Raw genomic sequence first — 26,514 nt, forward strand, 5'->3', positions numbered from 1 at the left:
CATGATGCAAACAGGTATATGCGTCCGCTGGACGCTTCGAACTGATCGGGGCACTTCGAAATGAGACGAATACATTGGAAAGCTCGGGTGGAAACTGGCAAATCGCCCGCCGGAGATCACATCGTGACAATCAGCTGCGATGTTACCGATCAGTCAGCTTCCAGCAAATATTCATCAAACAACCATTTGGGACTATTGTCCTGAATATCATGGCTAAAACGGCCCTATATAACAAACCGAAGCGCCGGTACCCGACGAACGGGCACCGACGCTCCGGTGAAATGTATTCAGTTGATCGTGCAGCGAGGCTGCTTGTCAGACCGTGAAGCCGAGTGCGCGCAGTTGCTCGCGTCCGTCTTCGGTGATCTTGTCCGGTCCCCACGGCGGCAACCACACCCAGTTGATCTTCATGTCGGTACACAGATCGCTACGCACAAGTGCGCCGCGCGCCTGGTCCTCGATCACGTCGGTCAACGGGCACGCCGCCGACGTCAAAGTCATGTCGATCGTGACGACACCGTCGTCTTCGAAGAGTCCGTAGACCAAGCCGAGATCGACGACGTTGATTCCCAGTTCGGGGTCGACGACGTCGCGCATCGCTTCTTCGAGTTCGTCGAGTCGCTCAGGCGACGGGACAGTGCCACTGCCCTGTGCGCCACCGAATTCCGCAGTGGAATCGGGATTCGGATTCACCGGAGCGCCGACCTCGGCGTCCTGCACTGGTTGTGTCTCGGTCATGATCCCTGTCCTTCAGTCGTGTCGACCAATTCACTGCTGCTGTCCGCCGTCGTCACAGCACTGCCGTCGACAATCTGGACTACAGCATCCTTGAATGCCATCCATCCGAGCAAGGCGCACTTCACGCGTGCCGGATACTTCGAGACACCGACGAACGCGATGCCGTCGCCGAGAACGTCCTCGTCCCCTTCGACGGTGCCCCGACTGCTCACCATCTCGTTGAACGCCGTCACCGTCTTCAGTGCGTCGGTGACCTGCATCCCGATGACGAGGTCGTTCAGCACCGACGTCGACGCCTGGCTGATCGAACAACCCTGCCCGTCGTACGAGACGTCGGAGACCGTTCCGTCCTCGGATATCTGGACGCGCAACGTCACCTCGTCGCCACACGTCGGGTTGACGTGGTGCACCTCGGCGCCGAACGGCTCACGGAGTCCGCGGCCGTGCGGATGTTTGTAGTGATCGAGGATCACTTCCTGATACATCTGCTCCATGCGCATGATTCAGTTCAACTCCCCTGCGACACCGAAAAATTCCTGCGCACGCTTGATCGCTGCAACGAGAACATCGATTTCCGCGGTGGTGTTGTAGAGCGCAAACGACGCACGGGCCGTCGCAGCGACACCGAACTTACGATGCAGCGGCCACGCGCAATGGTGTCCGACGCGGATCGCGACGCCCTCGTCGTCGAGGATCTGTCCGAGGTCGTGGGCGTGAATACCGTCCACGACAAAGGAAATCGCTCCGCCGCGGTTCTCGGACGTCTGCGGTCCGATGATGCGCAGACCTTCGATCGCCGACAACTTTTCGAGAGCAGCCTCCACCAACACGTGCTCGTGCGCGGCGACGGCGTCCATCCCGAAGGTGTTCAGGTAATCCACGGCAGCGCCCAGTCCGACCACCTGTGAGGTCATCGGTACGCCGGCTTCGAAACGCTGAGGCGGCGGCGCGTAGGTGCTGACCTCCATGGTGACCGTCTCGATCATCGATCCGCCGGTGATGAACGGAGGCATCGCTGCCAGCAGTTCACGACGGCCGTAGAGAACTCCGACCCCCGAAGGGCCGAGCATCTTGTGGCCCGAGAACGCCGCGTAGTCCACTCCCAGTTCGTGGAAGTCGACGGCCATGTGAGGCACCGACTGGCACGCGTCGAGCACGACGAGTGCACCGACGGCGCGTGCTCGTCGCACCAATTCCTCGACGGGCGCGATCGCGCCGGTCACGTTGGACTGGTGGGTGAACGAAACGACCTTCACCGCGTCCGTCAGCTCCAGCGAATCGAGATCGATCCGGCCGTCGTCGGTGACGCCGTACCACTTGAGCGTCGCACCGGTTCGGCGCGCAAGTTCCTGCCAGGGAACGAGGTTGGCGTGGTGTTCGAGTTCGGTGATGACGATTTCGTCGCCAGGACCGACATGGCGGTCGAAGCGATCGTCACCGAGAACGTAGGTCACCAGATTGAGAGCCTCGGTGGCGTTCTTGGTGAACACCAACTCGTCCGAATCCGCGCCCACGAAAGAAGCGATGGTGGCGCGAGCATTCTCGTACGCGTCCGTCGCCTCTTCTGCGAGCTGATGAGCACCCCGGTGTACTGCCGCGTTACACGTGGTCAGGAAGTCCCGTTCGGCATCGAGAACCTGGACCGGACGCTGCGAGGTAGCGCCGGAATCCAAGTACACCAAAGGTTTTCCGTCGCGCACGGTTCGCGCCAGGATCGGGAAGTCGGCCCGAACCGCTGTGACGTCGAGCTCGCGCACCGAGGTGGTCATCGTGATTACGCTCCCTGGGTAGCTGCGGTGTCCGCGGTGAAACGAACGTAGCCGTTGGTCTCGAGCTCGTCGGCCAGCTCCGGTCCACCGGACTCGACGATGCGGCCACCGACGAACACGTGAACGAAGTCGGGGTTGATGTAGCGCAGAATGCGCGTGTAGTGCGTGATCAGCAGAACACCGCCGTTCTCGCGCTCCTTGTAGCGGTTGACGCCTTCGGAGACGGTGCGCAGAGCGTCGACGTCGAGGCCGGAGTCGGTCTCGTCGAGGATCGCGATCTTCGGCTTGAGCATGCCCAACTGCAGGATCTCGTGGCGCTTCTTCTCACCACCGGAGAAGCCTTCGTTGACCGAGCGCTCGATGAACGAGGGATCGATCTCGAGCTCGCTGAGGGCTTCCTTGACTTCCTTGACCCAGTGGCGCAGCTTGGGAGCCTCGCCTCGCACGGCCGTGGCGGCGGTGCGCAGGAAGTTGGACATGGAAACGCCGGGAACCTCGACGGGGTACTGCATCGCCAGGAAGAGCCCGGCACGTGCACGCTCGTCGACGCTCATTGCGAGGACGTCTTCACCGTTGAGGGTGATGGAGCCGGACGTGACCTGGTACTTGGGGTGACCGGCGATGGCGTACGACAGAGTCGACTTGCCGGAGCCGTTGGGGCCCATGATCGCGTGGGTCTCCCCCGAGCGGACCGTCAGGTCGACGCCCTTGAGGATCTGGATGGGCTCGGCGTTGGCATCGGAGTTGGCGACCTCGACGTGCAGGTCACGAACCTCGAGGACCGAGGTGGTGGTGTTGTCACTGGTAGACATGAAATTCCTTCAAGATGAGGCGGGCGAGCGTAGCGACGGGGTGGTGTCGCAGGCGGGGCGGTCAGGAGCCGACGGCTGCGAGTTCGGCTTCGACTGCGGCTTCGAGGCGATCGCGCACCTCGGGAACAGCGATCTTGTTGATGATTTCGTGGAAGAACCCACGTACGACCAGACGACGAGCCTGATCCTCCGGGATACCACGAGCACGCAGGTAGAACAGCTGCTCGTCGTCGAAACGTCCCGTTGCACTTGCGTGGCCGGCACCGACGATCTCACCGGTCTCGATTTCGAGGTTCGGAACCGAGTCGGCGCGGGCGCCGTCGGTCAGCACCAGGTTGCGGTTGAGCTCGAACGTGTCGGTGCCCTCCGCTGCGGCGCGGATGAGAACGTCGCCGATCCACACGGTGTGCGCGTCGGGCTTGCCGGATCCGGGATCGCCCTGAAGCGCACCCTTGTAGACCACGTTGGACTTGCAGTTGGGCTGCGAATGATCCACCAGCAGACGCTGTTCCAGATGCTGGCCGGCGTCGGCGAAGTACAGGCCGAGCAGTTCGGCGTCGCCGCCCGGTCCGTCGTACTTGACGGTGGCGGACAGGCGAACCAGGTCGCCGCCCAGGCTGATCGAGGTGTATCGAAGCACTGCGTCGCGGTTCAGGCGAGCGTGGTGTGACGTCACGTGAACTGCGTCGTCCGCCCAGTCCTGGATGGCCACCACGGTCAGCTGCGAACTGTCACCGAGAACGAATTCGATGTTCTCCGCGAAGGTTCCGCTGCCGCGCTGGTCGATCACGAACGTCGCCTTGGCGAACTGTGCCAGGTGAATCTGGGTGTGTCCGTAGGCGACGTTGTCGACTCCGGGGCCGGTCATGGTGACCACGACGGGCTTCTCGACCTCGACCTCGGCGCCCACCGAGATGACCGTTGCAGTCTCGAAGCTCGAATACGCCTGCGCTGCAATGCGATCAGCGGGAACGCCGGCTTTGCCCAGACGCACGTCGTCACGGCCGACGGTCTCGACGGTGATGTCGCTTCCCCCGTCGACCTCGACGGTGACCTGTCCGTTGGCGACGGCGCTGCCGTCATGCAGTCCCCGGAGACGACGCAGCGGGGTGAACCGCCAGATCTCGTCACGTCCGCCGGGAACCTCGAATGCATTGACGTCGAACGAGGAGAACTGCTCGCCCTTGTTCGTGATAGGTGAGCCTGTGGCTGCACCCTTTACAGGAGCGGTCGGGTTCTCCCCGGCAACAGCTCCGATGACTCCGGTCTCTGGCGTGGTCACTAACCCACAGCCCCTTCCATCTGAAGTTCGATAAGGCGGTTGAGCTCGAGCGCGTACTCCATCGGGAGTTCCTTCGCGATGGGCTCGACGAATCCACGCACGATGGTGGCCATCGCCTCGTCCTCGGTCAGTCCGCGGCTCATCAGGTAGAAGAGCTGATCGTCACTGACCTTGGAGACGGTGGCCTCGTGACCCATGGTGACGTCGTCCTCGCGGATGTCGACGTACGGGTAGGTGTCGCTTCGGCTGATCTGGTCGACCAGCAGAGCGTCACACTTGACGGTCGACTTGGAGCCGTGGGCACCCTTGTTGACCTGCACCAGACCGCGGTACGACGCACGTCCACCACCACGGGCGACAGACTTGCTGATGATGGTCGAGGACGTGTGCGGCGCGAGGTGGAGCATCTTGGCGCCGGTGTCCTGGTGCTGGCCCTCGCCGGAGAACGCAACGGAGAGAACCTCACCGCGGGCGTACTCGCCCATCAGCCACACGGCCGGGTACTTCATGGTGACCTTGGAGCCGATGTTGCCGTCGACCCACTCCATGGATCCGCCTGCCTCGACCTTCGTGCGCTTGGTCACCAGGTTGTAGACGTTGTTGGACCAGTTCTGGATGGTCGTGTAGCGGCAGTGGCCGCCCTTCTTCACGATGATCTCGACGACGGCCGAGTGCAGTGAATCGGACTTGTAGATCGGCGCGGTGCAACCCTCGACGTAGTGCACGGAGGCATCTTCGTCGACGATGATCAGGGTGCGCTCGAACTGACCCATGTTCTCGGTGTTGATGCGGAAGTACGCCTGCAACGGGATGTCCACGTGGACTCCCGGCGGAACGTAGATGAACGAGCCACCGGACCACACGGCGGTGTTCAGCGCGGAGAACTTGTTGTCGCCGGCCGGGATGACCGATCCGAAGTACTCCTTGAACAGCTCCGGGTGCTGCTTGAGACCGGTGTCCGTGTCGAGGAAGATGACGCCCTGCTCCTCGAGGTCCTCACGGATCGAGTGGTAGACGACCTCGGACTCGTACTGAGCTGCGACGCCGGCAACGAGGCGCTGCTTCTCCGCCTCGGGGATGCCGAGCTTGTCGTACGTGTTCTTGATGTCCTCGGGCAGATCTTCCCACGACTCGGCCTGCTTCTCGCTGGACCGGACGAAGTACTTGATGTTGTCGAAGTGAATACCTTCGAGGTCGCTGCCCCAGTTCGGCATCGGCTTCTTGTCGAAGGTGCGCAGCGCCTTGAGACGGATGTCGAGCATCCACTCGGGCTCGCTCTTCTTGGCGGAGATGTCCCGCACGACAGCCTCGGACAACCCGCGCTGCGCGCTGGCTCCGGCTTCGTCGGAATCGGACCAGCCGTAGCCGTAATGACCGAGGGACGCGATGGTCTCTTCCTGCGTGAGCGGCTCGGTGCCTGCTGCCGCAGTGGTAGTCGCCTGGTCTGATGTGACGGTCATGCGAGCTCCTTCCGGAGTCTTGTTTCTTGACGGCTGCTCGGGTTCAGCGAGGGCTGGTCGCTGTGGTCGAGCAGTTCTGACTTTGAAGAACTAGCTGAAAAATCTCTATTCGAACGCTGCACGGTGGCAACGCTCGGTAGAACACTGTGGTCCGGTCATCTACTCCCGGTGGACACGAGGGGCACGTGCGTCGTGCAGGCGCAGTCACCGTTGGCGATGGTCGCCAGACGCTGGACATGAGTCCCGAGCAATTGCCGGAATGCTTGCTGCTCTGCCTCGCACAGTTCCGGAAACTCTTCTGCCACATGGGAAACCGGGCAATGGTGTTGGCAGATCTGCACGCCGTTGCCGACCGGCCGGGTCGACGCTGCGAACCCCACCGCGTTGAAGGCTTCGGCGATTGCGTCCGCTGTCGCCTCGACGTTGTCGACATCTGTCGGATCAGCCGGTTCGACGTCTCCGACGATCGCCTGGACCCGACGCTTGGCGAACTCCTCGATTGCCGCGTCTCCGCCGATTTCACGGAGTTGCCGCATCGCGGCTCCCGCCAGATCGTCGTAGGTGTGGCCGAGGCGGCCGCGACCGGTCGCGGTGATCTGGAACTGCTTGGCGGGACGACCTCGTCCGCGCTGACGCAGCGACGACGCCGAAGCTGTACGGGCTTCGCCCGACTCGATCAACGCATCCAAGTGACGTCGGACACCTGCGGCACTCAAACCGAGGCGTGTGCCGATTTCGGAGGCGGTAATGGGGCCTTCTTCGAGTAGCAGCTTGACCACTGCCGCCCGCGTCTGACCTTCGACGCTCACCGTAACCGGATTTGCGGCAGCACTCGGCGAGGCCGCTACAGTGGGCTGACCTGCAACTTCCTTGCTTCGTGGGTCTGACGCATTTCTTTTCACAACACAAGTGTGACGGAATTCTTTTCGCAGGTCTACTAAGGGCAACCTGCATTACATTCGGGAATATCCGGACAACGTACGTTGTTTGTGCTTGTCTGTCCGGCTGGATGGAGCCGCTACGCTGCCTGGTGTGCCGCAGACCCCCGAGAAGACGACGACCGCGCGATCGGCGCGCGCGATCCTGCTGGAAAAACCCAAGGCACTCGCGCTTTCCACAATCGGCGTTCGACCTTTCGGATCCGCTCCCCGGCAGAGTATGGCCGCGGTGCTGCACGGCGACGAGGACGAGCGCCCGGGCCTGAACGCGAAGGAAACCGCACAACTGCGAGGGATCCGCCGATTCGGCGCGACCGGCGCGGTCTTGATGGCAGTCGGAGCGCTCGGCGCCGGCGCACAACCCGTCCTGCAGAATCCGACCGCAGGACTTCGAGTCCTCAGCCTTCCCGGACGTATGCCGACGGTCTCACTCACCATGACGATGACCGGAACCGTGCTCGTCGTTCTCGCCTGGCTGATGATGGGCCGATTTGCAGTCGGGGACATACGCAGCCGTTCCGGCGCACCGCGGCGCATGACCCGTTCCCAGTTGGACCGCACACTCCTGCTGTGGATCCTGCCGCTCTCGGTCGCACCGCCGATGTTCAGCCGCGACGTCTACTCGTATCTGGCACAAAGCGAAATCGCGGCCCGTGGACTCGATCCGTACGCCATCGGCCCCAAGGCGGCACTGGGCGTCGACCACGTTCTCACCCGCACGGTTCCGACGATCTGGCGCGACACCCCGGCTCCGTACGGTCCGTTCTTCCTGTGGCTGGGACGCGGGATCAGCTCACTGACCGGCGACAACATCGTGGCCGGAATCTTCTTGCACCGCTTGCTCGCATTGGCCGGCGTCGCGCTCATCGTGTGGGCGATACCTCGACTGGCCAAGCGATGCGGTGTCTCTGCCGTCAGTTCGCTCTGGCTCGGTGCCGCGAACCCGCTGTTGCTCTTCCACTTGGTGGCCGGCATCCACAACGAAGCGCTCATGCTCGGGTTGATGCTCGCCGGAATCGAGATCGCCCTCCGCGCAGTCGAAGGGTCCGGGCCGATCCGTGGGCGAGCGCTGTTCTATCTCATTGCGGGATCTGGATTGATCGCGTTGTCGTCGACGGTCAAAATTCCGTCCTTGCTTGCGCTGGGATTTGTCGGCATGGCCTTGGCTCGGCGTTGGGGTGGAACCTGGAAAGCCCTGGCGGGAGCCGCGATTCTCCTGGGCGTCGTTGCCGCTGTCGTCACGTTTGTCATCAGCGTGGCCAGTGGGCTCGGTATGGGTTGGATCAACACCCTCGACACCGCCACCGCAGTCCGGAGTTGGATGTCCATCCCGACGCTCCTGGGCGTCGGCACGGGATTGGCCGGTGTACTACTCGGACTCGGCGATCACACGACGGCGATCCTCACGATCACGCGGCCCATCGCAACTCTCGTCGCCATGCTCGTCACCGCACGGATGATGATCTCGGTGTACATGGGCCGCATACACCCGGTCGGTGGACTCGGCATCGCACTCGGAGCGATCGTTCTCCTGTTCCCCGTCGTTCAGCCGTGGTACCTGCTGTGGGCGATCCTTCCGTTGGCGGCGTGGGCCACCGCACCGATTTTCCGCATCCCTGCCGTCGTCTTCACCTCGATCGTCAGCGTCATGTTGATGTCCAACGGCGCCGAATACCTTCCGTTCATGATCGTGCAGGCCGTCATCGCGACCATCCTCACCGCCGGAACGCTCATCGTCTTCACCCGCAATTCACTCCCCTGGCGTAGCGACAAGCCAGTAGCGGAGATCACGAAAGGCGGACCGGTAGACGAAGACAACTCGGCGGGGGCTTACGCTGATTCCCCGTGACCTCGAGAGCCTCCAGATCGTCGACGCCGGCGGTACAGATCCAGGGTGTCGTCAAGTCCTTCGACGGTGTTCGAGCCGTCGACGGTATCGATCTCACTGTCGAGACGGCCCAGGTCGTTGCCCTGCTCGGCCCCAACGGAGCCGGTAAGACAACCACCGTCGAGATGTGCGAAGGGTTTGTCACCCCCGATGCCGGCACGGTTCGAGTGCTCGGTCTCGATCCCATCGCCGACTCCGGTGAAGTCCGCTCACGAATCGGCGTCATGCTGCAGGGCGGCGGCGCGTACCCCGGGTCCAAGGCCGGAGAAATGCTCGACCTCGTGGCCGCATACTCGGCCGACCCGCTCGATCCCGCCTGGCTCCTTTCCAAACTCGGCCTCACCGATGCGCGCAAGACCCCGTACCGCCGTCTCTCCGGAGGCCAGCAGCAACGACTGTCCCTGGCGTGCGCGCTGGTCGGCCGCCCCGAATTGGTATTTCTGGACGAACCCACCGCTGGGCTCGACGCTCAGGCGCGCCTGCTGGTGTGGGAACTCATCGACGCTCTGCGACGCGACGGCGTGAGCGTCCTGCTCACCACACACCTCATGGACGAGGCCGAAGCACTCGCCGACGAACTGGTCATCATCGACCACGGCAAGATCGTCGCGTCGGGAACGCCGGCCGAGGTCACCAGCAAGGGCGCCGAAGGACAACTCCGTCTGACGACGGTCCCCGGTTTGAGCCTCGATTCGCTGGCCGGTTCACTCGCCGGGTTCCGCATCGAGGAATCCAACCCAGGCACCTACGTCGTCGAAGGTGCAATCGATCCGGCAACCGTGGCAACAGTTGCGACGTGGTGTGCCGATCAGGACGTGCTGATCAACGACATTCGCGTCGATCAACGGAGTCTGGAAGACGTCTTCCTCGAATTGACGGGCCGGGAACTGAGGGGATGACGGAGATCAAGGTCATGAACGAAACAGCGTCGAACGGCCAGAACAGTCCCATCAGCGTTGCCAGAGACCGACGGCTCGCCGAGAACCGCTTCGAGCCAGGCACCTTCTCGCCGGATCCCCGCCCCAATTCGGCGGCCAAGATGCTGGCGGCGCAGACCAAACTGGAGCTGACTCTTCTGCTCCGCAACGGTGAGCAATTGCTGCTCACCATGTTCATCCCGATCACCCTGCTCATCGGACTGTGTCTGCTTCCGATCGGCGATTTGGGCGATTCTCGGGTGGATACCGTGCTCCCTGGTGTCATGATGGTTGCCGTGATGTCGACGGCGTTCACCGGACAGGCCATCGCCGTCGGATTCGATCGCCGATACGGCGCGCTCAAACGACTCGGTGCAACGCCTCTACCGCGGTGGGGAATCATCGCAGGCAAGAGCGCTGCCGTCATCATCGTCGTGGCGCTGCAGTCGCTGTTGCTCGGCGCTATCGGTTTGGCGTTGGGGTGGCGTCCGTCGTTCGTCGAACTTGTACTCGGCGCAGTGGTCATTGCCATCGGTACTGTCACATTTGCAGCGCTTGGCCTCCTGCTCGGCGGTACATTGCGAGCAGAAATCGTTCTCGCGCTCGCCAACATCCTGTGGTTCATCATGGTGGGCATCGGCAGTGTGGTCTTCGCCAGCGGTGAACTCCCGACCGCTGTTCACACGCTGGTGCGCATTGTTCCGTCCGGCGCTCTGGCACACGCACTCGAAGCGGCCCTCGACACCTCGATGGACTGGTTCTCGATTCTCGTACTTCTCATCTGGGCCGCAGTGGCCGGAGTCTGCGCAGCAAGGTGGTTCAAGTTCACGTGAGTACACGACGGACAGCTCAGATCGTCGGCTGTGTGGCCGCAACAGTGATGTTGTGTGCCGGACCCGCAACGGCGACCCCTTCGGTGTCCGGTCCACTCGCACCTGCAAATCCGCACCTCGGTCCCGTCGGTACTTCCACCATGCACGGTGACGCGGGCTCGTCCGACGTCACGCCGCTGCCTGGTCCAGGAACCGGCCCACACGAGGTGACAGCTTTCCCGATGATGGCCGCCTGCCCGACGGTCCTCCAGGGTTCCGACGGCATGATCGTCTCGCTCTGCACGACGATGATCGGCCAGATCCCGACCATCCATTTGATCGATCCGAAGGCCGACGCCACGCCGTTGGGCCGGTCGGTCGCGCAACTGCCGCTCGCGAAGGGCAGCCTCCTCGGCGGCGTCTACGCCTACCTCGACAACGAGAACCGTCTCGTAGCCGTCGACGGAAACCGTCAACTGGTCCGCATTTCCCATGCGCAGAATCCGGACGGCAGTTGGCGGCTGGAACTCGCGGATGTCATCGATCTCAGTGGTGCGGTTGCCGCCGACGACAACGTCACCGGCCTCGCCCCGGATTGGGACGGCAATGTCTGGTTCGCCACCGGGCACGGCACCGTCGGGTACGTCGGCACGGATCGAATCGCGCACAGCATTGCGCTCCCCGAGGGTGAGCAGGTGCAGAACAGCATCTCCACCTCCCCGACGGGCACTGCCGTCGCAACGACCCACGCGCTCTACCAACTGAAGCGAAGTGGCGACGAAGTCGTCATCGACTGGCGTCAGCCGTACGACCGAGGGCCGGCCCGCAATCCGGGTCAGCTCAGCTGGGGAACCGGATCGACTCCGACATACTTCGGCCCGTCGACGGGCAGCGATTTCTTGACCATCGTCGACAACGCCCACCCGACAGTGAGCTTGCACGTCTATCGCGCTGACACGGGCGCCGAGGTGTGCACGCAGCCGGTGTTGTCCGCGGCCAGCAAGGACGGCTCACCGAGTGGCAGCGAGAACTCCCCCGTCGGCATCGGTCATTCGGTCTACGTGGCCGGTACTTACGGATACCCGTACCCCACGACTCCTGAAGGTGCCGGTCCAGCGGTCCCCGCCACGGCACCCTTCAACGGCGGAATGACCCGGGTCGACATCGATCCGGTCGGCTGCCATGTCGTGTGGGACAACACGATTCGTAGCTCCGCGGTACCGCACCTCTCGACGGCGGACGGCTCGATCTACACCGTCACGCGGGACGGTAATCCGAGCACCTCTCCGCTCGACGGGTACTCGTTCGCGGTGATCGACTCGAAGGACGGGTCACAGATCGGTTCGACTCCCCTGCCGTCGACGATCCTCAACGACACCCTGCAGATGTCGGCACTCATCACCGAGTCGGGCGAGTACTTCCAGGGAACGATCTCGGGAATCGTGCGCGTTCGCGCGAACTGACGCGAGCTGGTCCCGACGACGCGGGGCAGCTCGCTTCGCGCCTGCTTCAACGCCTGCCCCCAACGACGCGGGGCAGGCGCGGAGCGAGCTGGCCCCAACGACACTGTGTAGTTGATGGGGAACTACGATCGTTGGCGTGGTGAATCGTGTGTATGCCGGATTTTTACGCTTGGTGGATCGACTACCTCTCCCCTCGCTGAAAACGCAGAAAATCATCGCGTTCATCGTGATCCTGACGCAGGGCGGCATCGCTGTCACCGGCGCGGTGGTTCGCGTGACGGACTCGGGACTCGGTTGCCCGACGTGGCCGCAGTGCTTCCCCGGTAGCTTCGTCCCGGTCGGCCACGGACAGGTCGCGGTGATTCACCAAGCCGTCGAGTTCGGCAACCGCCTACTCACGTTCCTGGTCGTCATCGTCGCTGCCGCAATCGTGCTCGCGGTGACTCGCGCTCGCCGCCGCAAAGAGGTGCTTGTCTACGCCTGGATGATGCCGCTCGGCACTGTCGTTCAGGCAGTGATCGGCGGTATCACCGTCCTCACAGGTCTCCTGTGGTGGACGGTCGCCATTCACTTGGTTGCGTCGATGCTGATGGTCTGGGTTGCCACGGTGATGTACGCGAAGATCGCGGAACCCGACGAGGCAACAACTCTGGTCGTGATGCCGAAGCCGCTGCGCTGGCTTACCGCGCTGTCAGGTGTCGCGCTCGCCGGCGTATTGGTCGCCGGAACTCTCGTGACGGGTGCAGGTCCCCACGCGGGCGACAAGGGCCTGGAGCGCACGGTTCCGCGCCTGGAGGTCGAGATCGTGACGCTTGTTCATCTGCACTCACAGCTGCTGGTCGGATATCTCGCGCTGGTCGTGGGTCTGACATTCGGTCTATATGCGGTCGGGACATCTGCGGCCGTGAAGATCCGTCTGAAGGTCCTGCTCGGACTGATCCTCGCCCAAGCGCTCATCGGGGTCGTGCAGTACTTCACCGATGTGCCGGAAGTTCTGGTGATCATGCACGTCGCCGGTGCGGGACTGTGCACGGCTGCGACCGCAGCAGTTTGGGCTGCGGGTAAGACCCGCCAGTACACGCCGACCGATTCGCCGATACCGGCCCTCTGACGCTTCAAGACACGTGTGGGGCGTAGGAACACCAAGAAGTGTTCCTACGCCCCACACGTCATTTCAGGCTTCGTTGCGTGCTTTCGGGAACCGAGTCTGGTTGGCGACCCAACCGGCCATCTTCTTGAAGTGGCCTTCCTGGGGGGTGACGATGCTCGTCAGCTCACGCTCCCACTCGGCAACGGTGACGGTGTCGAAGGACGCAACGACGGCATTGGCCGTGGCGAGGTCCTCGACGACCTGATCACCGAGGATGCCGTCGGCACCCACGAGAGTGATGCGAACGCCGGCCAGGCCGACCGGCTGAATGACGGCGCTGGCGGAGCCGCCGTGCTCGGCGACGAACTTGGTGATGGCGTTCACCGTGGACTTCGGCAGTTCCGGCGCGGACGGGGTGGCGTCCGACTTCTCGGTATCGGTGCTCATCACTCGACAATACTGGTCGGTAGCCCGGAAGCGACACCAGGCATGGACTGAGCGTCGGCCGTCCCGGGTGTAGAACAGAAACCATGCGAGCCATCTACGTGACCGAGACCGGCGGACCAGAGGTTCTGACTCTGACCGAACAACCCGAACCGACACCCGGCCCAGGCGATCTACTCGTCAGGACCGAAGCGATCGGCATCAATTTCATCGACACGTATTTCCGAATGGGCCAGTACAAATGCCCGCTCCCCTATGTTCCCGGCGACGAGGGCAGCGGCGTCGTCGAAGCTGTCGGTTCCGACGTCACCGAATTCGCCGTTGGTGACCGTGTCGCGTGGGCGGCCGCCACGGGCAGCTACGCCGAGAAGGTGGCTGTTCCCGCCGCAGTCGCCGTGAAAGTGCCTGACGGTGTCCCGGCATCGGCCGCAGCGTCGGCGCTCCTGCAGGGGATGACGGCGCACTACCTCGCGAAGTCGACGTATCCGATCCAGAGCGGCGACACCGTGCTCGTGCACGCAGGCGCGGGCGGCGTCGGGTTGATCCTGACGCAGATGGCCGTCAGCCTCGGGGCGAAGGTCATCACGACTGTGTCGTCGGATGCGAAGGAAGAACTCTCGCGCGGCGCCGGTGCCTCGGAGATCCTGCGGTACGACGAGGACATAGCAGCGCGAGTCCGGGAGTTGACCGGCGGCGAAGGAGTAGCGGCGGCATACGACGGCGTCGGCGCGACAACTTTTGATTCGAGCCTGGCTTCCGTCCGTATTCGCGGCACTGTCGCGTTGTTCGGTGCGGCCAGTGGCCCGGTTCCGCCCGTCGATCCGCAGCGGCTCAATTCATCGGGTTCGTTGTTCCTGACGCGTCCGACGCTCGCGCATCACATTCGCACTCGTGAGGAACTGACCTGGCGTGCCGGCGATGTCTTCGACGCCATTGCGGCCGGGAAGCTCGATATTCGCGTCGGCGCCGAGTATCCCCTCGCCGACGCGGCAACAGCCCATCGGGATCTGGAAGGTAGAGCAACGACCGGGTCGATCGTTCTGATCCCCTAGCGAAGTGCTGTGCGCCTTTATTAACCGCCCGCGGTTAATAAAGGCGCACAGCAGAATCAGCTGAGCATGTCGCTGATCGTCTGGAGTCCGAGAACCGAGTCGACAGCGAGGCCGACGAAAACGATCGCAAGATAGTTGTTCGACTGCAGGAACAGGCGCAGCGGCTTGACCTGAGCACCGCCGCGAACGCTGCGGTACAGCTGATGAGCCATGAGCAGGAACCACGCACCGGCGACGATGGCGATGGCGGCGTAGATGACGCCCGACGCGGGGACGAGGACAAGCGTCGTGACGACCATCGCCCAGCTGTAGAACAGGATCTGCTTGGTCACGTGCTCCTCGGTGGCGATCACCGGAAGCATGGGAACGCCTGCCGCCTTGTAGTCCTCTTTGTATCGCATCGCGAGCGCCCAGGTGTGCGGCGGCGTCCAGAAGAAGATGATCAGGAACAGCACGACGGGCTGCCAGCTCAGCGACCCGGTGACAGCGGCCCAGCCTACGAGGACGGGCATACATCCGGCTGCGCCACCCCAGATGACGTTCTGCCAGGTGCGACGCTTGAGAACCATCGTGTAGATGAGGACGTAGAACGCGATCGTGATCACGACGAGGATGCCGGCCAGGAGGTTGGCTCGCCACCACAGCCACAGGAACGACGCGAGTCCGAGAAGAAGCCCGAAGACGAGTGCGTTACGGGTCGGCACCGCCTCGCGGGCCAACGGACGCTTCGCGGTGCGCTTCATGACCTTGTCGATGTCGGCGTCGACGACGCAGTTGAGCGAGTTCGCACTCGCCGCGCCCATCCAGCCACCGAAGAGGGTGCTGAGGATCAGAACGATGTCGACCGTTCCGCGATCTGCCAGCAGCATTGCCGGAATGGTTGCCACCAACAGCAATTCGATAACTCGCGGCTTCGTGAGCGCGATATAAGCCAGAACCTTGCCCGTTGCGCGACCCCACACCGTATCGGTATTGGTCGCCCGCGGGGCGGCACCTGGGCTGCCGAAGCCATGTCCGCTCGGCTGTTGCCCTGTCCGCACGTTCTCTCCTTGCACCACGCGTTACCGCACTAACTGTTCACGACACACTGCTGACACTGTCCTCTACTACGAACGATGGTAGACCGCAGCCATTGAGGAACCGAATCGACCCGGACAGCCAGGACCATTAGGCTGGGTTACGCAGTGGAGGGACACCCCACCCTCGCAATCCACGTACACCATGTCAGGAGACATCTGCCAGTGTCGATCACAGACGAGATCCACGTCCTCACGCAACCCGTCCACCCCTCGGACTGGACCGACCTGGACACCAAGGCTGTCGATACCGCCCGCGTGCTCGCCGCCGACGCGGTTCAGAAGGTCGGCAACGGCCATCCCGGAACTGCAATGAGCTTGGCGCCGTTGGCATACACCCTCTTTCAGCGCATCATGCGCCACGATCCTTCGGATGCAGAATGGGTCGGCCGTGACCGCTTCGTTCTTTCCTGTGGCCATTCGTCCTTGACGCTGTACACCCAGCTCTACCTGTCGGGCTACGGTCTCGAGCTTGCTGACCTCGAAGCTCTCCGCACGTGGGGCGCACTGACCCCCGGTCACCCCGAGGTCGGCCACACCGTCGGTGTCGAGATGACCACCGGTCCGCTCGGCCAGGGCCTTGCGTCCGCAGTCGGCATGGCCATGGCTGCGCGTCGTGAGCGCGGGCTGTTCGATCCGGAGACCCCGGTCGGCTCCTCCCCCTTCGACCATCACATCTACGTGATCGCGTCCGACGGTGACATCGAGGAAGGCGTCACCTCCGAGGCGTCGTCACTCGCGGGTGTCCAGGAACTGGGCAACCTGATCGTCTTCTACGACGACAACAAGATCTCCATCGAGCACGACACCGCCATCGCTCTCGGCGAAGATGTCGGAAAGCGTTACGAGGCATACGGCTGGCACGTTCAGCACGTCGAGGGTGGCGAGAACGTCTCCGGCATCCTCGACGCGGTTGCCGCTGCCAAGGCCGTCGTCGATCGTCCGTCCATCATCTTGCTCCGCACCATCATCGGTTTCCCGGCGCCGAAGAAGATGAACACCGGCGACGTTCACGGCTCCGCACTCGGTGCCGACGAGGTCGCCGCGGTCAAGGAAGCCCTCGGGTTCGATCCGAGCAAGTCCTTCGACGTCGACGCCGACGCTCTGGCTCACGCCCGTGAGGTCGTCTCGCGCGGAGCCGACGCACACAAGGCATGGCAGGTCGAGTTCGACGCGTGGGCCGCACGTGAGTCCGAGCGCAAGGAACTCTTCGACCGCCTGTTCGCCGGTGAGTTCCCTGCCGGCTGGGCCGACGCTCTCCCGACCTACGAGGCCGACGCCAAGGGCGTTGCGACTCGCAAGGCCTCCGGTTCGGCTCTCAACGCGCTCGGACCGATCCTGCCCGAGCTGTGGGGCGGTTCCGCCGACCTCGCCGGCAGCAACAACACCACCATCAAGGGCGCAGATTCGTTCGGCCCCTTCTCCATCTCCACGAGCGACTGGACTGCGCAGCCTTACGGCCGCACGCTTCACTTCGGTATCCGTGAGCACGCGATGGGCTCGATCCTCAATGGCATCGCGTTGCACGGCCCGACCCGCCCGTACGGCGGAACCTTCATGGTCTTCTCCGACTACATGCGTCCGGCGGTTCGCCTGGCTGCACTGATGAAGACTGCCGTCACCTACGTCTGGACCCACGACTCGATCGGTCTCGGCGAAGACGGCCCGACTCACCAGCCGGTCGAGCACCTCGCTGCTCTTCGTGCGATCCCGAACCTCGCCGTCGTCCGCCCGGGTGACGCCAACGAGACCTCGTTCGCATGGCAGGCAGCACTCGAGAACAAGACGGGCCCGACGGCTCTGGCGCTCACCCGCCAGGACATCCCGGTTCTCGAAGGCACCAAGGAGAAGGCTGCCGAAGGCGTCAAGCGCGGCGCTTACGTCCTCGTCGACGCTGCCAACGGTTCGCCCGAGGTCATCTTGCTTGCGACCGGTTCCGAACTGCATCTGGCCACCGAGGCTCGCGAGACCCTCGAAGCTCAGGGCGTCGCAACCCGCGTCGTTTCCGTGCCGTGCCTCGACTGGTTCCTCGAGCAGGATCAGGCGTACCGCGACGAGGTCATTCCGCCCGCCGTCCGCGCACGCGTGTCCGTCGAAGCCGGTATCGCAATGCCGTGGTGGCGCATCCTCGGCGACGCCGGTCAGGCCGTCTCGCTCGAGCATTACGGCGCTTCTGCCGATTACAAGACCTTGTACCGGGAGTTCGGCATCACCGCCGACGCGACTGTCGCAGCCGCGCAGCGCTCCCTCGCAGCTGTGAAGGGATGATCTCGATGACACAGAACGTGAATACCGAAAAGCTCTCCGCTGCAGGCGTTTCCATCTGGCTCGACGACCTCTCGCGAGATCGCATCCAGTCCGGCAACCTGCAAAACCTCATCGACACGAAGTCGATCGTGGGTGTCACGACCAACCCGTCGATCTTCCAGGCGGCACTGTCCAAGGGCTCCGACTACGACGCTCAGGTTCGCGAGTTGGCCGAGCGCGGCGCCGATGTCGACGCCACCATCACGGCCGTCACCACCGACGACGTGCGCGCTGCGTGCGACATCCTAACCCCGCAGTTCGCGGCATCGAACGGCGTCGACGGCCGCGTGTCCATCGAGGTCGATCCTCGTCTGGCGCACGACACCGACGCGACTGTCGCGCAGGCGATCGAGCTGCACAAGATCGTCGACCGCCCGAATGTCCTCATCAAAATCCCCGCAACGCTGGCCGGTATCCCCGCCATCGCCAAGGTGATCGGTGAAGGCATCAGCGTCAACGTCACTTTGATCTTCTCGGTCGAGCGCTACGAAGCTGTCATGGGCGCCTACCTCGACGGTCTGGACACCGCCAAGGCTGCCGGCCGCGACATCTCGTCCATCGAGTCGGTCGCCTCGTTCTTCGTCTCCCGTGTGGATTCCGAGATCGACAACCGCCTCACGGCGATCGGCACGCCGGAAGCTCTCCAGCTTCGCGGCAAGGCTGCACTCGCAAACGCTCGTCTGGCGTACAACGCGTACCAGCAGATCTTCGAGGTGCAGCCGCGCTTCCAGGCTCTCCTGGCCGATGGCGCCAAGGCTCAGCGCCCGCTGTGGGCGTCGACCGGCGTGAAGAACCCGGATTACCCGGACACGCTCTACGTCACCGAGCTGGTTGCGCCCAACACGGTCAACACCATGCCGGAGAAGACGCTCGACGCTCTCGCCGACCATGGTGAGATCACGGGCGACACGATTTCGGGCACCGCTCAGGACTCGCAGGTCGTCTTCGATCAGCTCGCAGCTGTCGGCATCGATCTTGCGGACGTGTTCAAGGTCCTCGAGACCGAGGGCGTCGACAAGTTCGAGGTGTCCTGGAACGAGTTGCTCGACGCAACTGCCGAGCAGCTTCGCGCAGCAACCCAGAAGAGCTGAGCCTGTGAGCGATTCCGCGGCGGCATCAGATTGGGTGAATCCCCTTCGGGACAGCACCGACAAACGGCTTCCGCACATTGCGGGGCCCTGCGCCCTGGTGATCTTCGGTGTTACCGGCGACCTCGCCAGGCGCAAGCTCATGCCAGCCATCTACGACCTCGCCAACCGTGGACTGTTGCCGCCCGGATTCGCTCTGGTCGGGTTCGCCCGGCGTGAATGGACGGACGAGGACTTCGCGAACGTCGTCCTCGAAGCAGTCAAGGACGGTGCTCGCACCAAGTTCCGTCAGGACGTCTGGGAGAGGCTCGCCGAAGGTATCCGGTTCGTGGAGGGCAGTTTCGACGAGGCCGAGGCCTTCCAGAACCTGTCCGAGACGTTGGCCACGCTCGACAACGAACGTGGTATCGGCGGCAATCACGGGTTCTACCTTGCGATTCCGCCCAACGCGTTTCCTCAGGTGCTCGAGCAACTGTCGGCGTCGGGCCTCGCGCAGGCCGAGGACGGTCAGTGGCGACGAGTTGTCATCGAGAAGCCGTTCGGTCACGACCTCGAGAGCGCTCGCGAACTGAACGCCGTCGTCAACAAGGTGTTCCCCGAGGACACGGTCTTCCGTATCGACCACTACCTCGGCAAGGAAACGGTCCAGAACATCCTGGCTCTGCGCTTCGCGAACCAGTTGTTCGATCCGATCTGGAACGCGCACTACGTCGACCACGTCCAGATCACGATGGCCGAGGACATCGGCCTCGGTGGGCGTGCCGGGTACTACGACGGCATCGGTGCGGCCCGTGACGTGATCCAGAACCACCTGCTCCAATTGCTCGCGTTCACGGCGATGGAAGAACCCATCAGCTTCGAACCGCTCAATCTGCAGGCGGAGAAGATCAAGGTTCTTTCGGCAACGCGTCTGGCCGAACCACTCGACGAGACCACTGCCCGCGGACAATACGAAGGTGGTTGGCAGGGCGGGTTGCCGGTGGTCGGGCTCCTCGAAGAAGAGGGCTTCGCAGCGGACTCCACAACGGAGACCTTTGCCGCCATCACCCTCGAGGTCGACACCCGTCGCTGGGCGGGCGTGCCGTTCTACCTGCGCACGGGCAAGCGTCTCGGCCGCCGCGTCACCGAGATCGCAGTGGTCTTCAAGCGCGCACCACACCTGCCGTTCGACAAGACCATGACCGAAGATCTCGGCCAGAACGCACTCGTGATCCGCGTGCAGCCTGACGAGGGCGTCACCATGCGGTTCGGCTCGAAGGTTCCCGGATCGAGCATGGAAGTCCGTGACGTCAACATGGACTTCTCGTACGGTCAGGCTTTCACCGAGTCGTCACCGGAGGCGTACGAGCGACTCATCCTCGACGTGTTGCTCGGCGAGCCGTCTCTCTTCCCCGTCAATGCCGAAGTCGAATTGTCTTGGGAAATCCTCGATCCCGTCCTCGAACACTGGGCAGCCGGCGGCAAGCCGGAACCCTACGAGGCTGGAACGTGGGGACCACCGTCTGCGGACGAAATGATGCAACGCACCGGACGCGAATGGAGGCGACCCTAGTGATTCTCGATTTGCCCTCCACCACCACGGTCCAGGTCAGCAAGAAACTGGTCGAGGTACGTAAGACCGGCGGCGCTGTCACCTTGGGACGTGTGCTCACGCTTGTCGTCTGCACCAGGGACACCGGGAACGCCGAGGCCGCAATCGAGGCCGCCAACGAAGCAAGCCGCGAGCACCCCTGCCGCGTCATCGTGCTTCTGCGTGGCGACGAGCAGAGCGAGCCTCGGCTCGATGCTCAGATCCGCGTCGGTGGGGATGCCGGCGCCTCTGAGGTCGTGGTGCTGCGCCTCTACGGTCCCCTGGCGGACCACGAGAGCAGCGTCGTCATCCCGTTCCTGCTCCCCGACACACCGGTAGTCGCGTGGTGGCCCCTCGAGGCACCCGAGATTCCGGCGAAGGACCCCGTCGGAAAGCTTGCGATCCGTCGTATCACCGACGCCACCGGTGCCCCGGATCCGACTGCCACCATCAAGGGACGACTCGCGTCGTACACCGCCGGTGACACCGATCTCGCCTGGAGTCGCGTCACCTACTGGCGCGCACTGCTCGCGTCGGCTCTCGATCAGCCGCCGCACGAGAAGATCACCTCAGCGGTGGTCTCCGGTCTCAAAACCGAACCGGCACTGGATATTCTCGCCGGTTGGTTGGCTGCCAAGATCGACGGTCCGGTCATCCGACGTACGGGTGAGCTCACCGTCGAGCTGAAGCTGGAGACTCGCAGCATCTCCATCAGCCGCCCACAGGAGGGTACGACCGCAACCCTGATCCGCACCGGTCAGCCCGACTCGCTGGTCTCGCTCGGTCGTCGAGAGACGCGCGATTGCCTCGCCGAGGAATTGCGTCGGCTCGATCCGGACGAGATCTACGAAGAAGCTCTGGCTGGGTTGGACAAGGTGACCTATGAGTGATGTTGTCGTAGAGAAGTTTCCCGACGCCGGCCAACTGGTCGATGCCGCTGCCGCACGCCTGGTCACGACGATCGTTGATGCCCAGAAGGCTCGCGGGTTCGCATCCATCGTGCTGACGGGTGGCGGAACCGGGATCGCACTTCTCGAGAAGTTGCGTGACGCTCCCGGCGACATCGACTGGTCGCAGATCGATCTGTACTGGGGCGACGAACGGTTCCTGCCGTCCGGCGATCCCGAGCGGAATGAAGTCCAGGCTCGTGAGGCGCTTCTCGATCACGTGCCGGTCGATCCCGACAGGGTGCATGCGATGGCCGCCTCCGACGGTATCTACGACGGTGATCCGCACGGGGCGGCGACGGCGTACGAACAACTGCTGGGCGCTCAGGCACACGGCAATCAGGTTCCGACGTTCGACGTGCACCTGCTCGGTATGGGTGGAGAAGGACACGTCAACTCGTTGTTCCCGCATACCGACGCCGTCCGCGAAGAAGCTCGTTTCGTTGTCGCGGTGACGGACTCCCCCAAGCCGCCACCGGTACGGATCACCCTGACGCTGCCTGCTGTTCGGCGTGCCAAAGAGGTCTGGCTGCTCGTCTCGGGTGCTGCAAAGGCCGAGGCCGTTGCCGAAGCCGTCGGAGGTGCTTCGTCCGAGGACTGGCCGTCCGCCGGCGCCACCGGTTTGGTGGCGACGCGTTGGTTCCTCGATACCGACGCTGCCTCGCAGCTCTGATCTGATTTCACGGATCTGATTTCACACCGGGCCGGGAATCGTCTTCAGGCGATTCCCGGCCCGGTGGTACATCGAGGACATTTTCACAGTGGCGAGTCATGACTACCCGCCGAGTCCGGATCCGATGCGAATTTCCTTTTGACGGAACGGAACTCAATCCCGAGATCCCTTGTCTCCAACGGGCACTCTGCCCTGCACAACGATTCATCTCTCCCCCTGTCTCGTTCTTTCGAGCGATTACTACCTTGGACGCCGCGAAGTAGGGTTCGGTTCCGTAGATCGCTTTCACTCTTGAACGAATCAATCCAGGCGAGAACAATCGAACAATGTCGTGGACACCGAATCCGGATGCACTTCGCGGGCGAGTGGCTGTTGTTGCCGGGGCGACGAGGGGCGCCGGACGCGGAATCGCCGCAGCCCTGGGTGAGGCCGGTGCAACCGTCATCTGCACTGGCCGGAGCACATCTGCCGGAATACTTCAGTCGGACTATCCGCGCGGCGAAACCATCGAGGAGACGGCAGAGCTTGTCACCGAACTGGGGGGCGTCGGCGTGCCGATTGCCGTCGATCATCTCAAGAGCAAACAAGTGGCTGATCTCGCCGAACGCTTGCGCGCCGACTATCAACATGTCGACATCTTGGTCAATGACATCTGGGGCGCGGAACTACTCAAGGGTGGGCCGGCGGAGTGGAACACGCCGGTATGGGAACACGATCTGGACAAGGGCTTTCACATTCTGCGCCTGGCGATCGACACCCACATCACCACGTCGCACCACCTCCTGCCGCTGATGATCGATCGGCCAGGCGGACTGGTCGCCGAAATAACTGACGGCACTACCGAATACAACGCATCGAACTATCGCATCTCGGTGTTCTACGACCTGGCGAAGGTGTCCGTGAACAGGCTTGCATTTTCGCAAGGCCACGAACTTGCCCCGTTCGGCTGTACTGCCGTCGCCATCACTCCGGGGTTCCTGCGATCGGAGATGATGCTCGACAATTTTGGTGTCGGCGAATCGAATTGGCGTGACGCTTTGTCGCCGGAGCGGGATGGGCCGACTGCACCTCCGGATTTTGCCCGCTCCGAGTCACCAAGATTCACAGGACGTGCGATCGCCGCCCTCGCCGCCGATTCGAATCGGAAGCGATGGAATCAGCGATCGGTCAGTTCAGGCGAACTCGGAACGGAATACGGGTTCACCGACACCGACGGCAGCCGCCCCGATTTTTGGCGAGCCAACTGAATCCGACAGTGATTAAGATCCGTTTCATGGCCGAATTCGCGACGATCGACGAATACATCGCGTCGTTTCCCACCGACGTGCAGCGATCCCTCGGTAGCATCCGCGAGACGATCCACAGCACTGTGCCCGGCCTCGATGAAACCATCAGCTATCAGATGCCGACCATGACGGCGAATGGGAAGAACCTGGTTCACTTCGCAGGCTGGAAACACCACATCTCGATGTACCCACTCCCGGCAGGTGACGCAGAGTTCGAGAAGTCCGTCGACCCGTACCGGGCTGCGAAATCAACCGTGAAGTTCCCGCTGAACAAACCGATCCCCCTCGATCTCGTGGCTCGAATCGTCGAATTGCTCGCGCAGCGCCACTAACCTCAGTTCCCGTCGGAGCCTTGTGAGAGCGTATGGCCGTGCAGAGACAACCCATCCGACGCATCAAGGCCGGGACATCGTCGGGCGCTGACGTAGGCAGCTGGCCGATGACGGTGCCCGCGGTTGCGCAGATCGTTCGGGACGGTCTCGAACTTCCACCGGGTGTCACCATTCTGGTCGGCGAAAACGGAGCGGGGAAGTCGACCGTCATCGAAATTCTTGCCGCCGTTCTCGGTCTCAATGCCGAAGGCGGGTCGACCAATACGCGGCATCAGACCAGATCGAGTGAACCGAGCGCCCTCGACCTTGTGGTCGAGCGGAGCCCCGGCGCGTCGAAGTGGGCGTACTACCTCCGAGACGAAACCTTGCACGGGTTGTACACGTATTTGGAGGACAACCCCAATCCCACGCGACCTGAACCGCTTTACCATCACCTCTCCCACGGTGAGGCGCTGCTCGAGATCTTGTCGTCGAGGACCTCCGACGGCGGCTTCTATCTCATCGACGAACCCGATGCCGCACTCTCCTTCCAAGGGACCTTGACGCTGGTCGCGCTGCTCGGTGAGCTGGTGGAATCCGGCGCGCAGGCGGTGATCGCGACGCACTCGCCGATCATCGCGGCACTGCCGAACGCCAATCTGCTCGAGATCGGCGAATGGGGAATCCGAGCCGCGAGCTGGGAGGACCTCGATCTGGTCTCGAACTGGCAGCGGTTCCTTCACGACCCGCAGACGTACCTGCGCCACCTGATCTAACCTGGAACTCCACCCCAGGAGGCCTCCATGGCATACGACAAGGCGCTGGCTGAGCGTATCCGCGATGCGCTCTCGGGCGAGAGCGACGTCGAAGAAGTAAAGATGTTCGGTGGGCTGAGCTTCATGGTGAACGGGAAGCTGGCCGCCAGTGCGAACTCACACGGCAACATCATGGTTCGGTGTGACCCCGATCGAGTTGACGAACTCCTGACGCACAAGGGTGCAAGTTGGCCCGAGATGCGGGGTAAGCCGATGAGCAAGGGATGGATCGTCGTCGACCGAACCGGGACGAGTTCGAACGTCGAGTTCAATGCGTGGATCAAGGAAGCTCTGGACTTCGTGCACTGACTGGTACTGCCGGTTCGATCAATTTCGCTCGATTCGGCAAAAAGTGAAGTGGGCGGCCCTAGACTCCGAAAAAGCATTGGATTGGGCGCCACGACGGCGCGGAGGAAAGGTGGTCCGTCGCGTGACGTTCACACCCAATCAGCCGGATCACCAACGCGCCTTCGGGTTTCAGCCGCCGTCGACCCGCACGATTCCCTCCCTCATGCCCGACCGTTTCGGACCTAGCCTCATCGGCTCGCTGTGGGCGTGCGCCGGGATCGTCGCCGGAAGCCTCGGCCCGTGGACGTCGTCCTCCGCCCTCGACCACAGTGGTATCGACGAATGCGGAGTGATCACACTCGTCCTCGCTCTGGGCTCGGTAACCGCGCTTATCACCCTCATGGTTCGAGACGTCACGCCCGAGATGAAGAATCACTGCACGGGACCGCTGGTGGGAATCGCCGTCTTGATCGTTGCCGTCGGAAACGCCGCGTCCATTGTGCGACGTAGTACCGAGGTCGCAGGGCACACCGCCGGACCGTCCATCGGGTGGGGACTGTGGGTGGTCATCGCGTCCGCAGTGATCCTGTGCATCACGTCGTCGACCGTCGCGCACATGATCAGGTTTCAGGCAGCAATGATCACAAGGTCTTGATCAGACCGCCGTCGATCACGAAATCCGCGCCCGTCACGTTCCCCGCGCGATCGCTGGCGAGGAACAACACCAGGTCCGCTACCTCTTCGGGAAAGGTGAAGCGGCCCGTCTCGGCGCCGGTGGCCGCACTTTCGACGATATCGTCGGCGGCTGAACCATTCGCCTTCGCCAGCGTCGAGGCCACTCCGTGCTTGCCGAGCCACAACTCCGTCTGCACCGGACCAGGGCTGACGGTATTGATGCGGATCCCCTTCCCTCCCAGTTCTTTCGACAACGACTTCGAGAAGTTGGTCAACGCCGCTTTGGCGGCGCTGTAGTCGATCACCGTGGGGTCAGGCAAGAATGCGTTGACCGAACTGATCGTCACGATGCTTCCGCCACCTCTGCGGATCAACTCCGGCAGCGCAGCGCGAACAGTGCGTACAGCCGACAAGAACGTCAGATTGAACGACGACGCCCACTCTTCGTCCGTGATAGCCGCGAAGCCGCTCGTTCGCGGGGTGACGGCGCCGACGTTGTTGACCAAGATGTCGACGCCGCCCCTCGCTGCTGCAACCTCGAGCAGTCGGGTAGATCCTTCGACACTCGCGAGGTCGACGCCGACAAAGCTGACGGCGCCGCCGGCCTGCAGCGATTCGAGTTCCGGCGAGAGCGTCCGCGGGCCCGCGACGACGTGGACTCCCTCGGCCGCCAAGGCCCGAGTGATCGCCAACCCGATACCTTTTCCCGCGCCGGTAACCACGGCAGTTCGTCCGTCCAATTGCAGATCCACTGCGGTCCCCGTTCGGTCCGGTGCGCAGCGTTGGGTGTGCGTGCGACAGCTCTAGAGTCGC

General features: G+C 63.2%; 26 protein-coding genes. 16 read left to right on the top strand and 10 right to left on the bottom strand.

The genetic code is table 11. The features are described 5' to 3' along the window. Positions 1-315: 315 nt before the first annotated feature. From B0E55_RS21145 to B0E55_RS21175, 7 genes are all read right to left on the bottom strand, one after another. A complete protein-coding gene (locus tag B0E55_RS21145) occupies positions 316-738 on the bottom strand; it encodes a metal-sulfur cluster assembly factor (RefSeq protein ID WP_003944963.1) in 423 nt (140 codons plus the stop codon). Further along, on the bottom strand, positions 735-1,238 hold the full coding sequence (gene sufU, locus B0E55_RS21150; RefSeq protein ID WP_003944894.1) for a Fe-S cluster assembly sulfur transfer protein SufU: 504 nt from the start codon (positions 1,236-1,238) through the stop codon (positions 735-737). The genes B0E55_RS21145 and sufU overlap by 4 nt, the downstream gene beginning before the upstream one ends. Before the next feature lie 3 nt (positions 1,239-1,241). Then, positions 1,242-2,507, bottom strand: a complete 1,266-nt coding sequence (locus B0E55_RS21155) for a cysteine desulfurase (protein WP_003944865.1) — start codon at positions 2,505-2,507, stop codon at positions 1,242-1,244. Positions 2,508-2,512: 5 nt separating this feature from the next. Then, the gene (sufC, locus tag B0E55_RS21160) at positions 2,513-3,319 is read right to left on the bottom strand and encodes a Fe-S cluster assembly ATPase SufC (protein WP_003944795.1); all 807 of its coding nucleotides are present in this window, start codon (positions 3,317-3,319) and stop codon (positions 2,513-2,515) included. Positions 3,320-3,380: 61 nt separating this feature from the next. Continuing rightward, the gene (gene sufD / locus B0E55_RS21165) at positions 3,381-4,601 is read right to left on the bottom strand and encodes a Fe-S cluster assembly protein SufD (RefSeq protein ID WP_019748412.1); all 1,221 of its coding nucleotides are present in this window, start codon (positions 4,599-4,601) and stop codon (positions 3,381-3,383) included. Next, positions 4,601-6,061 carry a Fe-S cluster assembly protein SufB gene (gene sufB, locus B0E55_RS21170; protein WP_003944799.1) on the bottom strand — a complete coding sequence of 487 codons (1,461 nt, stop codon included), beginning with the start codon at positions 6,059-6,061 and terminating at the stop codon, positions 4,601-4,603. The genes sufD and sufB overlap by 1 nt, the downstream gene beginning before the upstream one ends. 155 nt (positions 6,062-6,216) lie before the next feature. After that, positions 6,217-6,963 carry a helix-turn-helix transcriptional regulator gene (locus B0E55_RS21175; protein WP_269455348.1) on the bottom strand — a complete coding sequence of 249 codons (747 nt, stop codon included), beginning with the start codon at positions 6,961-6,963 and terminating at the stop codon, positions 6,217-6,219. A gap of 130 nt (positions 6,964-7,093) precedes the next feature. Between B0E55_RS21175 and mptB the strand changes: the two genes are divergently transcribed. The 5 genes from mptB to B0E55_RS21200 all read left to right on the top strand — a co-directional run bounded on the left by mptB (position 7,094) and on the right by B0E55_RS21200 (position 13,190). Further along, positions 7,094-8,848 carry a polyprenol phosphomannose-dependent alpha 1,6 mannosyltransferase MptB gene (mptB, locus tag B0E55_RS21180; RefSeq protein ID WP_080910404.1) on the top strand — a complete coding sequence of 585 codons (1,755 nt, stop codon included), beginning with the start codon at positions 7,094-7,096 and terminating at the stop codon, positions 8,846-8,848. After that, positions 8,845-9,786: an ABC transporter ATP-binding protein gene (locus B0E55_RS21185; protein ID WP_007727917.1), complete on the top strand. Its 942-nt coding sequence runs from the start codon at positions 8,845-8,847 to the stop codon at positions 9,784-9,786. Before mptB ends, B0E55_RS21185 begins: the two co-directional genes overlap by 4 nt. A gap of 14 nt (positions 9,787-9,800) precedes the next feature. Continuing rightward, positions 9,801-10,637 carry an ABC transporter permease gene (locus B0E55_RS21190; protein ID WP_370627686.1) on the top strand — a complete coding sequence of 279 codons (837 nt, stop codon included), beginning with the start codon at positions 9,801-9,803 and terminating at the stop codon, positions 10,635-10,637. 47 nt (positions 10,638-10,684) lie between these two features. Beyond that, complete coding sequence (locus tag B0E55_RS21195) at positions 10,685-12,079, top strand: hypothetical protein (protein WP_223257842.1); 1,395 nt, start codon at positions 10,685-10,687, stop codon at positions 12,077-12,079. A 136-nt stretch (positions 12,080-12,215) separates the two neighbouring features. Further along, entirely contained in the window at positions 12,216-13,190 is a 975-nt protein-coding gene (locus tag B0E55_RS21200) for a COX15/CtaA family protein (protein ID WP_175413843.1), read from the top strand. Between the two features lie 63 nt (positions 13,191-13,253). Here the strand turns inward: B0E55_RS21200 and B0E55_RS21205 are convergent, their stop codons facing one another. Next, on the bottom strand, positions 13,254-13,616 hold the full coding sequence (locus B0E55_RS21205) for a hypothetical protein (RefSeq protein ID WP_019748406.1): 363 nt from the start codon (positions 13,614-13,616) through the stop codon (positions 13,254-13,256). A gap of 83 nt (positions 13,617-13,699) precedes the next feature. On the opposite strand from B0E55_RS21205, the gene B0E55_RS21210 reads away from it, so the two are divergent. After that, entirely contained in the window at positions 13,700-14,665 is a 966-nt protein-coding gene (locus B0E55_RS21210) for a quinone oxidoreductase family protein (protein ID WP_080910406.1), read from the top strand. Positions 14,666-14,721: 56 nt separating this feature from the next. Here B0E55_RS21210 and B0E55_RS21215 read toward each other — a convergent pair whose 3' ends face one another. Further along, positions 14,722-15,705 (bottom strand): heme o synthase, encoded by a 984-nt coding sequence (locus tag B0E55_RS21215; protein ID WP_080910446.1) that lies wholly within the window; start codon positions 15,703-15,705, stop codon positions 14,722-14,724. A gap of 201 nt (positions 15,706-15,906) precedes the next feature. Here B0E55_RS21215 and tkt point away from each other — a divergent pair, with 201 nt between their 5' ends. The 10 genes from tkt to B0E55_RS21265 all read left to right on the top strand — a co-directional run bounded on the left by tkt (position 15,907) and on the right by B0E55_RS21265 (position 25,681). After that, positions 15,907-18,009 carry a transketolase gene (gene tkt / locus B0E55_RS21220; protein WP_080910407.1) on the top strand — a complete coding sequence of 701 codons (2,103 nt, stop codon included), beginning with the start codon at positions 15,907-15,909 and terminating at the stop codon, positions 18,007-18,009. Between the two features lie 5 nt (positions 18,010-18,014). Beyond that, complete coding sequence (gene tal / locus B0E55_RS21225; protein ID WP_080910447.1) at positions 18,015-19,139, top strand: transaldolase; 1,125 nt, start codon at positions 18,015-18,017, stop codon at positions 19,137-19,139. A gap of 4 nt (positions 19,140-19,143) precedes the next feature. Beyond that, positions 19,144-20,688: a glucose-6-phosphate dehydrogenase gene (gene zwf / locus B0E55_RS21230; RefSeq protein ID WP_020907722.1), complete on the top strand. Its 1,545-nt coding sequence runs from the start codon at positions 19,144-19,146 to the stop codon at positions 20,686-20,688. Continuing rightward, positions 20,688-21,596, top strand: coding sequence for a glucose-6-phosphate dehydrogenase assembly protein OpcA (opcA, locus tag B0E55_RS21235; protein WP_097388189.1), 909 nt, complete (start codon positions 20,688-20,690; stop codon positions 21,594-21,596). Before zwf ends, opcA begins: the two co-directional genes overlap by 1 nt. Further along, entirely contained in the window at positions 21,589-22,326 is a 738-nt protein-coding gene (gene pgl / locus B0E55_RS21240; RefSeq protein WP_080910408.1) for a 6-phosphogluconolactonase, read from the top strand. Before opcA ends, pgl begins: the two co-directional genes overlap by 8 nt. Positions 22,327-22,652: 326 nt before the next feature. Further along, the gene (locus B0E55_RS21245; RefSeq protein WP_019748398.1) at positions 22,653-23,573 is read left to right on the top strand and encodes an SDR family oxidoreductase; all 921 of its coding nucleotides are present in this window, start codon (positions 22,653-22,655) and stop codon (positions 23,571-23,573) included. A 26-nt stretch (positions 23,574-23,599) separates the two neighbouring features. Next, positions 23,600-23,944 (top strand): iron chaperone, encoded by a 345-nt coding sequence (locus B0E55_RS21250; protein ID WP_080910409.1) that lies wholly within the window; start codon positions 23,600-23,602, stop codon positions 23,942-23,944. A gap of 32 nt (positions 23,945-23,976) precedes the next feature. After that, positions 23,977-24,699 (top strand): AAA family ATPase, encoded by a 723-nt coding sequence (locus tag B0E55_RS21255; RefSeq protein ID WP_080910410.1) that lies wholly within the window; start codon positions 23,977-23,979, stop codon positions 24,697-24,699. Between the two features lie 27 nt (positions 24,700-24,726). Next, the gene (locus B0E55_RS21260) at positions 24,727-25,047 is read left to right on the top strand and encodes a TfoX/Sxy family protein (protein ID WP_019748395.1); all 321 of its coding nucleotides are present in this window, start codon (positions 24,727-24,729) and stop codon (positions 25,045-25,047) included. A 121-nt stretch (positions 25,048-25,168) separates the two neighbouring features. Next, a complete protein-coding gene (locus B0E55_RS21265; protein ID WP_235867798.1) occupies positions 25,169-25,681 on the top strand; it encodes a hypothetical protein in 513 nt (170 codons plus the stop codon). On the opposite strand, the gene B0E55_RS21270 is transcribed toward B0E55_RS21265, so the two are convergent. Further along, the gene (locus B0E55_RS21270; RefSeq protein ID WP_080910411.1) at positions 25,668-26,453 is read right to left on the bottom strand and encodes an oxidoreductase; all 786 of its coding nucleotides are present in this window, start codon (positions 26,451-26,453) and stop codon (positions 25,668-25,670) included. The two genes, B0E55_RS21265 and B0E55_RS21270, sit on opposite strands and share 14 nt — an antisense overlap. Positions 26,454-26,514 lie beyond the last annotated feature (61 nt).

It is taken from the genome of Rhodococcus sp. 66b (assembly GCF_002076325.1).
GTDB classification, from domain to species: Bacteria; Actinomycetota; Actinomycetes; order Mycobacteriales; family Mycobacteriaceae; genus Rhodococcus_F; species Rhodococcus_F erythropolis.